General features: G+C 70.8%; 13 protein-coding genes and 2 tRNA genes. 4 read left to right on the top strand and 11 right to left on the bottom strand.

Annotation, left to right across the window (positions count from 1 at the left end; translation table 11 throughout):
• Positions 1-77: 77 nt before the first annotated feature.
• Both ABZ624_RS32660 and ABZ624_RS32655 read left to right on the top strand, forming a co-directional pair.
• Positions 78-1,355, top strand: a complete 1,278-nt coding sequence (locus ABZ624_RS32660) for a cytochrome b/b6 domain-containing protein (RefSeq protein ID WP_360097158.1) — start codon at positions 78-80, stop codon at positions 1,353-1,355.
• Entirely contained in the window at positions 1,352-2,962 is a 1,611-nt protein-coding gene (locus ABZ624_RS32655; protein ID WP_360097155.1) for an NADH-ubiquinone oxidoreductase-F iron-sulfur binding region domain-containing protein, read from the top strand. Before ABZ624_RS32660 ends, ABZ624_RS32655 begins: the two co-directional genes overlap by 4 nt.
• 113 nt (positions 2,963-3,075) lie before the next feature.
• Here the strand turns inward: ABZ624_RS32655 and ABZ624_RS32650 are convergent.
• Positions 3,076-3,148: transfer RNA gene (locus ABZ624_RS32650), tRNA-Ala, on the bottom strand.
• A 121-nt stretch (positions 3,149-3,269) separates the two neighbouring features.
• Here ABZ624_RS32650 and ABZ624_RS32645 point away from each other — a divergent pair.
• On the top strand, positions 3,270-4,493 hold the full coding sequence (locus ABZ624_RS32645) for a glycosyltransferase 87 family protein (protein WP_360097152.1): 1,224 nt from the start codon (positions 3,270-3,272) through the stop codon (positions 4,491-4,493).
• On the opposite strand, the gene ABZ624_RS32640 is transcribed toward ABZ624_RS32645, so the two are convergent.
• From ABZ624_RS32640 to ABZ624_RS32600, 9 genes are all read right to left on the bottom strand, one after another.
• Entirely contained in the window at positions 4,462-4,695 is a 234-nt protein-coding gene (locus ABZ624_RS32640; protein WP_006136074.1) for a hypothetical protein, read from the bottom strand. The two genes, ABZ624_RS32645 and ABZ624_RS32640, sit on opposite strands and share 32 nt — an antisense overlap.
• Before the next feature lie 3 nt (positions 4,696-4,698).
• A complete protein-coding gene (locus tag ABZ624_RS32635) occupies positions 4,699-4,872 on the bottom strand; it encodes a hypothetical protein (protein WP_360097149.1) in 174 nt (57 codons plus the stop codon).
• A 241-nt stretch (positions 4,873-5,113) separates the two neighbouring features.
• Positions 5,114-5,186, bottom strand: a tRNA-Ala gene (locus ABZ624_RS32630).
• Positions 5,187-5,303: 117 nt separating this feature from the next.
• Entirely contained in the window at positions 5,304-5,972 is a 669-nt protein-coding gene (locus tag ABZ624_RS32625) for a histidine phosphatase family protein (protein WP_360097146.1), read from the bottom strand.
• On the bottom strand, positions 5,972-6,415 hold the full coding sequence (rsfS, locus tag ABZ624_RS32620; RefSeq protein WP_360097143.1) for a ribosome silencing factor: 444 nt from the start codon (positions 6,413-6,415) through the stop codon (positions 5,972-5,974). The genes ABZ624_RS32625 and rsfS overlap by 1 nt, the downstream gene beginning before the upstream one ends.
• A gap of 102 nt (positions 6,416-6,517) precedes the next feature.
• Positions 6,518-8,236, bottom strand: a complete 1,719-nt coding sequence (locus tag ABZ624_RS32615; protein ID WP_360097140.1) for a LytR C-terminal domain-containing protein — start codon at positions 8,234-8,236, stop codon at positions 6,518-6,520.
• A 16-nt stretch (positions 8,237-8,252) separates the two neighbouring features.
• Entirely contained in the window at positions 8,253-8,939 is a 687-nt protein-coding gene (gene nadD, locus ABZ624_RS32610) for a nicotinate-nucleotide adenylyltransferase (RefSeq protein WP_360097137.1), read from the bottom strand.
• Positions 8,940-8,995: 56 nt separating this feature from the next.
• A complete protein-coding gene (locus ABZ624_RS32605) occupies positions 8,996-9,160 on the bottom strand; it encodes a hypothetical protein (protein ID WP_360097134.1) in 165 nt (54 codons plus the stop codon).
• A gap of 122 nt (positions 9,161-9,282) precedes the next feature.
• On the bottom strand, positions 9,283-9,447 hold the full coding sequence (locus ABZ624_RS32600) for a hypothetical protein (RefSeq protein WP_360097131.1): 165 nt from the start codon (positions 9,445-9,447) through the stop codon (positions 9,283-9,285).
• Positions 9,448-9,548: 101 nt separating this feature from the next.
• Here ABZ624_RS32600 and ABZ624_RS32595 point away from each other — a divergent pair, with 101 nt between their 5' ends.
• Positions 9,549-10,631 (top strand): M48 family metallopeptidase, encoded by a 1,083-nt coding sequence (locus tag ABZ624_RS32595; RefSeq protein ID WP_360097128.1) that lies wholly within the window; start codon positions 9,549-9,551, stop codon positions 10,629-10,631.
• A gap of 25 nt (positions 10,632-10,656) precedes the next feature.
• Here ABZ624_RS32595 and ABZ624_RS32590 read toward each other — a convergent pair whose 3' ends face one another.
• Complete coding sequence (locus ABZ624_RS32590) at positions 10,657-11,727, bottom strand: hypothetical protein (RefSeq protein ID WP_360097125.1); 1,071 nt, start codon at positions 11,725-11,727, stop codon at positions 10,657-10,659.
• Positions 11,728-11,782 lie beyond the last annotated feature (55 nt).

Raw genomic sequence — 11,782 nt, 5'->3', positions numbered from 1 at the left:
CCCCGTACTGATCGGTATGGCGCCACTTAGAGTTCGGCAGCGGGACCGCTTTCCCGAAACTGCTCGGAGTTGCCCCCATGAACCCTCGTCGTAGTACCAGCTCCCTTCCCAAACCGGGCCGCTCGGCCTATGGGGTGGCGTCGGCTGTCGTCCTGCTGCTCATACCCGTGGTCGTACTGGTCGGAGGCAACCAGTTCCGCGACTTCCTGAACTTCGGCGCGGGCGTGCTCTCCCTCGTCTCGCTCAGCTGCTCGGTGATCTGGGGCCTGTTCGCCCAGGACCGGATCTTCCTGAACACGCGGCAGCGGATCGTCGGCCAGGCGGTGCACCGGACGACGGCGGTCGCATCGATCGCGTTCCTGCTGCTGCACATCACCACGAAGGTGGCGCTCGGCCACACCCAGCTGATCGCCGCGATCATCCCGTTCTCGCTCGGCGTGACCGGAATCGGCGGCCTGATCGGGCTGGGCTCGCTGGCGGGCCTGCTGATGATCTTCGTGGGTGTCACCGGCGCCCTGCGCAGCAATTTCGCCACCCCGGCCCCGGTCGCCGCCCGCTGGCGGGCCATGCACATGCTGGCCTACCCGGCCTGGTGTGCGGCGCTGATCCACGGTCTCTACGCGGGTCGCTCGGCCAAGCCGGTCTTCGTGATCCTCTACAGCCTCTCCCTGCTGGGCGTGATGGGCGCCCTCGCGCTGCGCGCCGCCCCGCGTCCGGTCAAGCGCAAGGTCGCCGACCGGCTGGTGGCGCTGTTCGGCAGTTCGGAGCGGCCGGGTCTCGACGAGCTGGACGCCAGCCGTGCCCGGATGGCCGAACCGGCGCCGACGGGCTTCGAGGGCCGGCGCGAGTCCAGGGCGGCAGCCGCTCCCTCCGCGCCGCTGTACCAGTCCCCCGCCATGCCCGCCGCGGAACCCGCGTCGGGTTTCGCCGCCGCCTACCGCGCCGTCTCCGCGCCGGGCCGCTCCCAGCAGCCGTACGCGGCCGGCCAGACCGCCCGCATGGACCTGCCGCTGGATCTGCAGGCCACGGAGGCCGTCCCGCGCGTGGACGGCCCCTCCAGCACCTCGGGCAGCTGGCCGATCCCCTCCCCGCCGCCGGTCGGCGAGGCCCCGCCGTCCTCGTACGACCCGTTCCAGGACACCGGGCAGACCATCCCGGTCTACGGCAATGCGGACGCCGCCGGTTACGGCGGAAGTGACATGTACGACACCCGTGAGACAAACGGCTTCTACGGCGCGTACAACCCGAGTGACACGTACAACAGCGGTCCCGCTACCGAAACGCTGCCCGGCACGTCGTTCGACACACCGGGTTCGGGCGAACCTTGGAACATGCCGTCCGGAGGCTTTAAGTGAACGAGGCCCTGCCCGACGTCCCCGAAGTCCGCGTGGTCGGCCTTCCCCAGCTCACGTCGGGCTTCGACCTTGTGGAACGACTCGATCTGCCCATGCACCTGAAGGTGCACGGGCCACTCGATCCGCTCGGCGGCGAGCAGCTCGCGCAGCTCGCCGAACGCATCAACCTCAAGGGGCGCGGCGGCGCGGGCTTCCCCTTCCACAAGAAACTGCGCTCGGTCGCCGAGTCGGCGATCAAGCGCGGCGTGCGGCCGGTCGTCGTGGTCAACGGCAGCGAGGACGAACCCGCCTGCCGCAAGGACACGGTCCTGATCAACCGCGCCCCGCACCTGATCCTGGACGGCGCGCTGCTGTGCGCCGAGGCGCTCGGCGCACGGACGCTCGTGATCGGCGTCACCCGCGAGTCCACACAGCGCTCCATGGAGGCCGCGCTCGCCGAACGCGGGCTGAGCAACAGCCGCAGATCGGCGCTACGCGCGTGGGTGCAGCGCAACCCTGTGCGGATGGTCACCGGCGCCGCAGCCTCGCTGATCCGCTCGATCGACGGCGGTCCGGCGATCCCGCCCGGCCGCAAGATCAGCGCATCGCAGACCGGCGTCGGCGGCGCGCCCACGCTGCTGTCGAACGCGGAGACGTTCGCGCAGCTGGCCATCGCCGCCCGCATCGGCCCGGAGCGCTACGGCAACACCGGCCTGTACGACGAGCCGGGCACCGTCATGCTCACGGTCTCCGGTGCGGTCGCCCGCCCGATGGTGCTGGAGGTCCCCACGGGCGTGCCGCTGCGCTACGTGCTGCAGCTGGCGGGTGCCCCGCCGGTGCCGCAGGGCGTGCTGACGGGCGGCTACCACGGCAAGTGGATCGACGCGGCGACTGTCGACGAGGCGATCGTCTCCCGTAACTCGCTGGACGCGGTGGGCGGTTCGCTGGGCGCGGGCGCGATCCTGCCGATCAGCCAGGAGACGTGTCCGCTGGGCGAGTCACTGCGGGTGGCGCAGTGGCTGGCCGAGGAGAGCGCCGGCCAGTGCGGCCCCTGCTACCTCGGACTGCCCGCTGCCGCGCGTGGCTTGGAGGACATCCTCAACGGCGGCGGACCGGCCGCCCTCGAGGCGCTGAAGCAGGTCGCGAAGAACGTCAAGCGCCGTGGCGCGTGTTCGCATCCGGACGGCTCGGCGATGTTCCTGGAGTCGACCGTCAAGGCGTTCACCGACGACCTGGCCGCGCATGTCCTCGGAAACGGCTGCGGACGGCCCGTGGAGGGCGTTCTGCCGCTCTTCGAGGGAGGCAGGGCCCCTACGGGCCTCCCCGGCGGCGCAGAGCCCGAGGAGACCGGCGGCAGCCGCCAGAAGATCTACGTCGACTGGACGCTGTGCCGGGGCCACGGACTGTGCGCCGACATCCTCCCCGAGGTGTTCGAACTCGGCGCCGACGGTTTCCCGACCGTCGCGCAGGCCCAGGTGCCGCGCTACGCGGAGGCGAAGGCGCTGCGCGCGGTGCGCCGCTGTCCGGCGCTCGCCCTGCGCATCGAGGAGGACACGCGCGGGCAGGCGCCCTCCCGGAACCTGCCGGTCGTCTCCCAGGGCCGCGGCCGGCGCGCTCTCGGCCGCTGAACACACGAAGGGGCGGGTCATCCGAGCCGGTGACCCACCCCTTCGTTCGGCCGCGTCCTTGCGCAACACGCCGAAGGCGGACCATTCTTTGAATGGTCCGCCTTCGAGTTCTGTGGAGCTAAGGAGAATTGAACTCCTGACCTCCTGCATGCCATGCAGGCGCTCTACCAACTGAGCTATAGCCCCTTGTTCTATTGTTTCGCCCGGTTCCCCCGGCGACGACGTAAACATTACAGGCCCGGGGACGCAGCTCCAAATCGGTTTCACGTCCACACCGATACGTCCGCTAATGTCGGCTTCTGTGCCCATGATCGCGTCGTCAGCAGCCCGCCGTCGGGTGCCGGTCGCAGTGGGGGCGTGTCTGACGTCCTTCGCGGCGTTCTGGGCGGCACAGCGGGCCGCGCACGTGTCGATGATCGATCTGTTGGTGTACCGGGCCGAGGGCGCCACCGTGCGTGCCGGCGGCGACCTGTACGCGCTGCGGGCGACGGCCGCGCATCTGCCCGCCACCTACCCGCCGTTCGCGGCCCTGCTCTTCACCCCGCTGACCCTGCTGGACACCGCGCCCCTGCGCGTCCTGGCGACGGCCGGGAACCTCGCGCTCCTGGTGGTCTTCGTACGGCTGTCGCTGAAACTCGTCGGCCACGCGCGCGTGGATGCCGTCTGGTGGGTCACGGCGGCGGCCGTGTGGTGCGAACCGGTGTGGACGACCGTGCGCTACGGCCAGGTCAACCTGCTGCTGGCCGTCCTGGTGCTGTGGGACCTGTCCCACAGCACCGGCGGCCGGTACGCCCCCTGGTCGGGAGCGGGGCTGGGGCTGGCCGCGGCGGTCAAGCTGACACCCGCGCTGTTCCCGGTGTTCCTGCTGGTGACGGGTGCCGTCGCACACCTGCGGGGCAGGGACGCGAGGCCGTGGCTGCGGCACGCGCGCGGGGCGGGCGCCGTGTTCGCCGCGGCGACGCTGCTGGCGGCGGCCGTCCTGCCGTACGACTCGCGGCGGTTCTGGACGGGCCTGGTGTTCCGCACGGAACGGGTCGGGCGTGCCGAGGACACCGCCAACCAGGCCCTGCGCGGCGTTCTGGCCCGCCTTCTGCACACACCCCACCCGGGAGCCCTCTGGGCCGCCTGCGCGGCTGTCGTGGCCGCCCTGGGCCTCGCGACGGCCGCGGCAGCGGAGTTGGACGGGCGGCGGGACTGGGCGGTGTGCGCGTGCGCCGTCACCGCGCTCCTGGCCAGCCCGGTGTCGTGGACGCACCACTGGGTGTGGTGCGTGCCACTCGTGCTGCTGCTGTGGTCGCACGGCTCGCGGACCGCGGCCCTCGGCACACTGCTGGTCTTCTGCTCGTACGCCCCCTGGTGGGTGCCGCACGGAACCGGGCGCCCCGAACTGCACCAGGGCCCCCTGGAATTGACGCTTTCGGCCGTCTACGGAGGTGCCGGCGCGTGCTTCCTGGTGCTGACCCGGACATCGTTGCCGGAGCGCGGCGGCGTGGCCGGCGTCAGGCCGTCACGAAGGAGTAGAACCGCTTGAGTGTGCAGTGCTCCTCGAGGAGGCGGCCGTAGATCGGCTCGCCCTCCAGTTCCCGGTACGTCTCGATCGGGTCGCCCTTTATGATCAGCGCCCGCGCGCATTCCTCGCACCAGTACTGGTAGTCGGGATTGATCGGCTCCATGTCACGGACGATCGGGGTACCGCTGCCACACCAGTCGCACTTTCGCCTGTGTGCACCCATCGATCAGCTCCAGCTGTGGCCGCAGGCCGTGCACACGTAGGAGATCCCGCCGTTGTCACCGAGGACCTGCGCGACATGCGCGGAACCGCAGGAAGGGCAGCTCAGCCGGGTGGTCGTGTCCCGTATCAACGCCGCACCGAGGAGGTGGCAGCCCTCCTCAAGGATGCTCGCAGGCATCGCTACTCCCTCCCGTCGGGCCGCGCCCCCTTCCGGCCGTTTGATTCTGCCACGGCCGGAGCAATACGGTCAGCGACGCCTCAGTACCAGTCCGGACACGGCTCCCGCCGCGGGCGCCGGTACGGAGGTATACGAGGCAGGACTCCGAGTGACTCAAGCCTGACGGCGTCGTCCGCACGGCGTCGTCCGCCAGGAGGTAACAGAAGATCCCGCCCCTGACGGGACGGGATCTTCATCACTGTGGAGCTAAGGAGAATTGAACTCCTGACCTCCTGCATGCCATGCAGGCGCTCTACCAACTGAGCTATAGCCCCTTGTGCCACGCGGCGGAGCCGCTTGGTGTCTCGCCCCGCTCGGCGGGGCGAACAAGAAGAACTTTAGCCTGTGACCTGCCAGAAAGTGAAATCCGGGGTCCGGGAGCCTGCGGCGGTTCAGTCGTCGTCGCCGAGGACGGGCTCCGGAAGGGTGCCCGCGTTGTGCTCCAGCAGGCGCCAGCCTCGGGCGCCCTCGCCGAGCACGGACCAGCAGCAGTTGGTGAGGCCGCCGAGGCTCTCCCAGTGCTGGGCCTCCAGGCCGAGGAGCCGGCCGATGGTGGTGCGGATGGTGCCGCCGTGGCTGACGACGACGAGGGTGCCGTCCTCGGGCAGCTTCTCGGCGTGCCGCAGGACGACGGGCGCGGCACGGTCGGCGACCTCGGTCTCCAGCTCGCCGCCGCCGCGGCGGATCGCCTCGCCGCGCTTCCAGGCGGCGTACTCCTCGTTGTGGCGGGCGATGATCTCGTCGTGCGTCAGCCCCTGCCACACGCCCGCGTAGGTCTCGCGCAGGCCTTCCTCGCGGGTGATGTCGAGGCCGGTGAGGGCGGCCAGCTCGGCGGCCGTGTCCGCCGCCCGCTGCAGGTCCGAGGAGATGATCGCGTCGGGCCCCAGGGAGGCCAGCAGCCGGGCGGCGCGGCGGGCCTGGCCGACGCCGGTCTCGGTCAGCGCGACGTCCGTGCTGCCCTGGAAGCGGCGCTCGACGTTCCAGGCGGTCTGGCCGTGCCGCCACAGGATGATGCGGCGGCCGCGGCCCTTGCGGTCGGTCACCTCTCCGGTGGCGCTCATCACCACTCCCCGCCCGGCTCCTGATCGGCCTCGGCGGCCTGCAGCCTGGCGTGCTCCGCGGCCTTGCCGCGGGTGGCCTTGGCTTCGGCGGGCAGCTCCAGCTCGGGGCAGTCCTTCCACAGCCGCTCCAGCGCGTAGAAGACCCGCTCCTCGCTGTGCTGGACGTGGACGACGATGTCCACGTAGTCGAGCAGGACCCAGCGGGACTCGCGGTCGCCCTCGCGGCGTACCGGCTTGGCGCCGAGTTCCTTCAGCAGGCGCTCCTCGATCTCGTCGACGATGGCCCTGACCTGGCGGTCGTTCGGCGCGGAGGCCAGCAGGAAGGCGTCCGTGATCGACAGTACGTCGCTGACGTCGTAGGCGATGACGTCGTGGGCGAGCTTGTCGGCCGCTGCCTGGGCGGCGGTGTTGATGAGCTCAAGGGAACGATCGGTGGCGGTCACTACAAAGCTTTCGGTCGGCGGTCACTGGACCTCAAGGGTCTCACGGACCGCCGGGCGCACCCCACGTGATTACGGCGGCACGTGGGGTGCGCGGGGCCCAGGTCAGGATGCGGCGGGTGTGTAGTCCTGGCCGAGGACGACCGAGACGTCGGCGCCCGAGGAGACGCTTCCCTTGGTCACGGAGCCGGCGGGCAGACCGAGTGTCTTGGCGACCTCGGTGGCGTCCGGCTTGTGGGAGGCGTCCGAGTAGACCACCTTCGAGGCGGCCGTGGCGCCGGAGGCGGTGCCGCCCTCCAGGAAGGTGAAGCCGCCGTTGAGGAGCGCCACGCGGGCCTTCTCGGTGTCGTCCTTCACCCCGGTGGCGTTCTGCACGGAGACCCGGAGCGCGGAGCCGGCGTCGGGACTCTTGGCGGTGCCGCCGAGGATGTCCTTCACCACACTGTCGCTGGTCTTCGCGCTCAGGGTGCCGTCGGCCTGCACGGGCAACAGGGCGGTCTTGTAGTCGCCGCTCTTGGCGAGGTCGGCGAGCCTGGCGAGGAAGGTGCCGAGGTCCTTGTCGGTGAGCGGCGGGTCGAGGATCTGGGCGAGGGTCTGCACGGTGACCGTCGCCGACGACGGGTCGGAGGACAGCTTGCGCAGCACGCCCTGCATGACCTGGCCGAACCGCTCCAGCTGGGCGTTCTGGGTCTCGCCGGGGGCGCGGTAGGTGGCGTAGGCGACGGCCATCTTGCCGCTGAGGGTCTGGGCGCTGCCCTTGTGGACGAGCGGCTCGGCGCCCTTCTTCCTGGCGTCCGGGTCGGGCACGTCGGTGTTGGTGTCCAGGTCGATGTTGCCGACCAGGTCGACGAGGTTCTGCAGGTAGGGGGTGTCGAGGCGCCAGGTGCCCTGGATGTCGGTGCCGAGGACGGTGTCGAGCTGGTCGCGGGTGCCGGAGGCGCCGTCGTCGTCCACCGACTTGGCGAGAGTGGTGGTGGAGCCGTCGTCGCCGCTCAGGGCCAGCGAGTTCGGCAGCAGTACGGTGCTGCCCTGCTTGGTGGTGGTGTTGTCGACCAGCAGCGCCGTGGAGGTGCCGCCCTTGCCGGTGTTGTGCAGGTGGACGACGATCACGTCGCGTTTCTGGGCGCCGACGGGCGTCGTCGCGCCGGGCTTGGAGCCGGAGGAGGACAGGCCGGGCAGCTTTCCGGCGTACCAGAGGTAACCGACGCCGCCGACGGCGATGAGGGCGAGGACCACGAGGAGGGCGATGATCCGGCTGCGGGCGCGGCGGCGGGCCTCCTCACGGCGCTCGGTGCGGTTCTCGGTGAACTTCAGCCAGTCGATGACGTCCTCGGAGTCGCCGTCCGGCTCCTCGACGAACGCGAACTGCTCGGTGTGGTAGTCCCGTTCGCCCTCGTCCCGCGGCTCCTCGGCGTGCGCCGGGGCGTGCGGGTGCTCCACCGGGCCGGTCTGCTGCGGGATGTAGGCGGTCTGCTCGGCGACCCGGGGCTGCTGCCCGCTGCTCGCGGCCTGCCCGTAGGGGTCGTGGCCGGCGCCGTGCCGGATGCCGGTGCCGTAAGGGTCGTAGGGGGCCTGGGACCCGTACTGGTCGTCGTACGACGGTGAGGGCGGCCCGGTGTCGTAGGAGGGCACCGGCGGCTGCTGACCAGTCGCGTAGGGGTCGTAGCCGTAGCCCTGCTGTGGGGTGTACGGGTCGTAGGTCGCCTGCTGGGCCTGCTGTGCCGGGACCTGCCGGTACACGGGCTGGCCGTACTCGTCGTAGCCGACGAGTTCGTACGGGCCGGCGCCGTAGCCGCCGTCGCCCCTGTCGTATCGGTCGTTCACCGGTGCCCCTCTCGGCTCACTCGCCGCGGTACAGCTGGCGCTTGGCGATGTAGCGCACGACGCCGTCCGGCACCATGTACCAGATGGGGTCGCCCTTGGCGACTCTCGCACGGCAGTCCGTGGAGGAGATGGCCATGGCCGGCACCTCGACGAGCGAGACGCCGCCTTCCGGCAGCCCCGGGTTGGTCAGGTGGTGGCCGGGGCGGGTGACGCCGATGAAGTGGGCGAGGGAGAACAGCTCCTCGCTGTCCCGCCAGGTCAGCAGCTGGGCGAGGGCGTCGGCGCCGGTGATGAAGAACAGGTCGGTGTCGGGGTTGAGGGCGCGCAGGTCGCGCAGGGTGTCCACGGTGTAGGTGGGGCCGCCGCGGTCGATGTCGATACGGCTGACGGAGAACTGAGGGTTCTCGGCGGTGGCGATGACCGTCATCAGGTAGCGGTCCTCGGCCGGGGAGACCTTGCGGTGGGACTTCTGCCACGGCTGGCCGGTGGGCACGAACACCACCTCGTCCAGCTGGAACTGCGTGGCGACCTCGCTCGCCGCCACGAGGTGCCCGTGGTGGATCGGGTCGAATGTTCCGCCCATGACACCGAGGCGTCGCTTGCCCGTGTGGGCAGGGCCGTCGCCCGGTCCGTACTGCGGGTGCTTCACCGTGTCGTCGGCGGACTCGTACGCCGGACCGGTAGGCATGTCCTGCTCTCCCATGCGTGCAGACCCTACCGGCCCGGCCTCGGGTGTCCGGCCGGGGACGGGGTCCCCGCTCAGCGGTCGCGGTTGAAGCGCGTGGTGATCCACAGCAGGAGCAGCAGGATGACCAGGGCGCTGCCGCCGGTGACGGCGGGGTTCAGGCTGTTGTGGTTTCCGCCGTGCGGCTCGCCCTCGGCGGCAAGGGTGACCAACTGGGCTGCGGCGCTGTGGAAGCTCATCTTCGGCAGGACCTATCGCGTGTGGGCGGGATAAAGATGTCGGCTCATCGTAAGCGGGCGGCCTCGCGGCGATCACGCCGACTCCTCCGTTGGGGAGGCCCGCCCGGAACTTCCGGCGGCTGTCAGTCGTCTTTCCGCTTGTAGCCGCGCAGCAGGAACCAGGCGGTCAGTACACAGCCCAGGACCATCACGACCAGGACGATGCGGAGCAGATTCCCCGACCCGTGCTGCTGGACGGCGCTCGCGGCGGCCTCGGTCAGCCAGGCGGCTGCGGGGTGGTGATCCATGAGTGGGCTCCTTCGGCTGTACTGCCCGTCAACGGTATCTCCGCCTAGGCTGGGCCCCGCCTCGGGGGCACAGTGGCACTCCTACGCACATGGGGGAAGACATGTCGGACGACGGCCAGCAGCACACGGGGCACGAGAGCGTGCCGAGCAGGCAGCGCAGGCGCTTCCCGGGGATCTCCTCGCGTGCCTACGAGCATCCGGCCGACCGCTCGGCCCTGGTCGCGCTGCGCAAGCTGAGCGGATTCGACACGGTCTTCAAGGCGCTCAGCGGGCTGCTGCCCGAGCGGAGCCTGAGACTGCTGTTCCTGTCCGACTCGGTGCGGGTCTCCGAGCGGCAGTTCCAGCACCTGCACGACATGCTGCTGGACGCCTGTTACATCCTGGACCTGGAGAAGGTCCCGCCGATGTACGTCAACCAGGACCCGCAGCCGAACGCGATGTGCATCGGCCTGGACGAGCCGATCATCGTCGTCACCACGGGGCTCGTGGAGCTCCTCGACGAGGAGGAGATGCGGGCGGTCGTCGGGCACGAGGTGGGACACGCGCTGTCCGGGCACTCGGTGTACCGCACGATCCTGCTGTTCCTGACCAGCCTGGCGCTGAAGGTGGCCTGGATCCCGCTGGGCAACCTCGCGATCATGGGGATCATCACGGCGCTCAGGGAGTGGTTCCGCAAGTCGGAGCTGTCCGCCGACCGGGCGGGGCTGCTGGTGGGGCAGGACGTCCGGGCCTCGATGCGTGGCCTCATGAAGATCGCGGGCGGCAACCACCTGCACGAGATGAACGTGGACGCGTTCCTGGAGCAGGCCGAGGAGTACGACTCCGGGGGCGACCTGCGCGACTCGGTGCTGAAGATCCTGAACGTGCTGCCGCGCTCGCACCCGTTCACCACCGTGCGGGCCGCCGAGCTGAAGAAGTGGGCCGAGTCCCGCGACTTCCAGCGGATCATGGACGGCCACTACCCGCGGCGTGACGAGGACCAGGACACCTCGGTCAGCGACTCCTTCCGCGAGTCGGCGGCCAGCTACGCGAGCGATGTGAAGGCCTCCAAGGATCCGCTGATGAAGCTGGTCACGGACCTCGCGGGCGGCGCCGGCGACCTGGGCGGCCGGGTCCGCCGGGGCTTCGAGGGCTTCCGGACCCCGCCCCCGCCGGAGGAGGGCCCGACGGACACCCCGGAATAGGGCTGTCGCGCCGCGAACGCCCCCGCTACACCGTCGGCTGGGCCCCGGCGGCCATCGTCCCGCACAGGGCCGTGGGGCTGTCCGTCTCGTAGGGGTTGGTGCCGGCGGGGCCGCCGCTGCGGGCCTTCTGGCCGGCGACCAGGGGGCGGAGGTAGGAGGCGGAGTCCTCGGCGCAGGAGAGCGGACCGGCCTGGACGAAGGACGTGACCAGCTGGACCTGGTGGATGCGCAGGTCGTCGCGGGTGAAGCGGAAGGTCAGCTCGCGGCGGACGGTGAACAGGGACACGGGCGCGTTCCTCGCGGCACCGGTGCGGCGCAGGGCGTAGACGAAGGTGTGGTCGGCGGTGACCTCCAGCGTGCCCGAGTCGCTCTCGGTGGCCTGCAGGTCGCCGCGGACGCGGATCCTGTCGTCGGCGAGCCGGGCGCGGGACGGGTCCAGTCGGATCAGCCAGCCGGTGGGGGCGTGCCGGCCGTCCGCCGACGGGTGGTCGAAGCTCTGGTCGAACTGGTCGAGCTGGTCGGCGTCGATGAGGGACCGGACGGGGTGGACGTCACGGCCGGTGAGCACCTCGGGGTAGAGCGAGGAGCGGACGATGTAGTCCTTGGCGGTGGTGAGCGCGGTCACCACCTGGCTGTCGGAGAAATGGGCGGTGCTGCGGGCGGCCGGCAGGGGTATGCCCTCCGCGCCGACGTCGTACGGGGCGGCGGGGCTGTGCGCGTACAGGTTCTCGGCGTCGATGGCACCGGGCACCTCGCCCGTCGGAGCGAGCGGGACCACCGTCGTCCGCAGGGGTTCGACGGCGCGCCGGGCCTGCGGGGCGCTGTAGGGATGACGGACGCCCATGTAGATCGCGGTGGCGAAGGCGACGGCGATCAGCACGACGAGGATCAGGGCCTGCCGGGGAAGTCCGCGGTGCAGGGGCGGGCGCCGGCGTACGGCGGGCGCGTGGTCGGCCATCCGCTCCTGGGCGGAGTACTCCTGGAGGCGGGCAGCACGGACGAACGACTCGTCGAACACGACGGATCGGTACTCGTCCTCGCCACCTGCGGGGCCGCCCTCGGGTGCGCCCTCCGGTGGGTCTCCAGGCCCGCCCATACTTTCAGAGTAGGTCTCGGGGGCCTCAGGTAAACGCCCTGCTACACGACAACTT

It is taken from the genome of Streptomyces sp. NPDC007205 (assembly GCF_040634095.1).
Taxonomy (GTDB): domain Bacteria; phylum Actinomycetota; class Actinomycetes; order Streptomycetales; family Streptomycetaceae; genus Streptomyces.
This window is presented reverse-complemented; position numbering and strand designations above follow the sequence as displayed.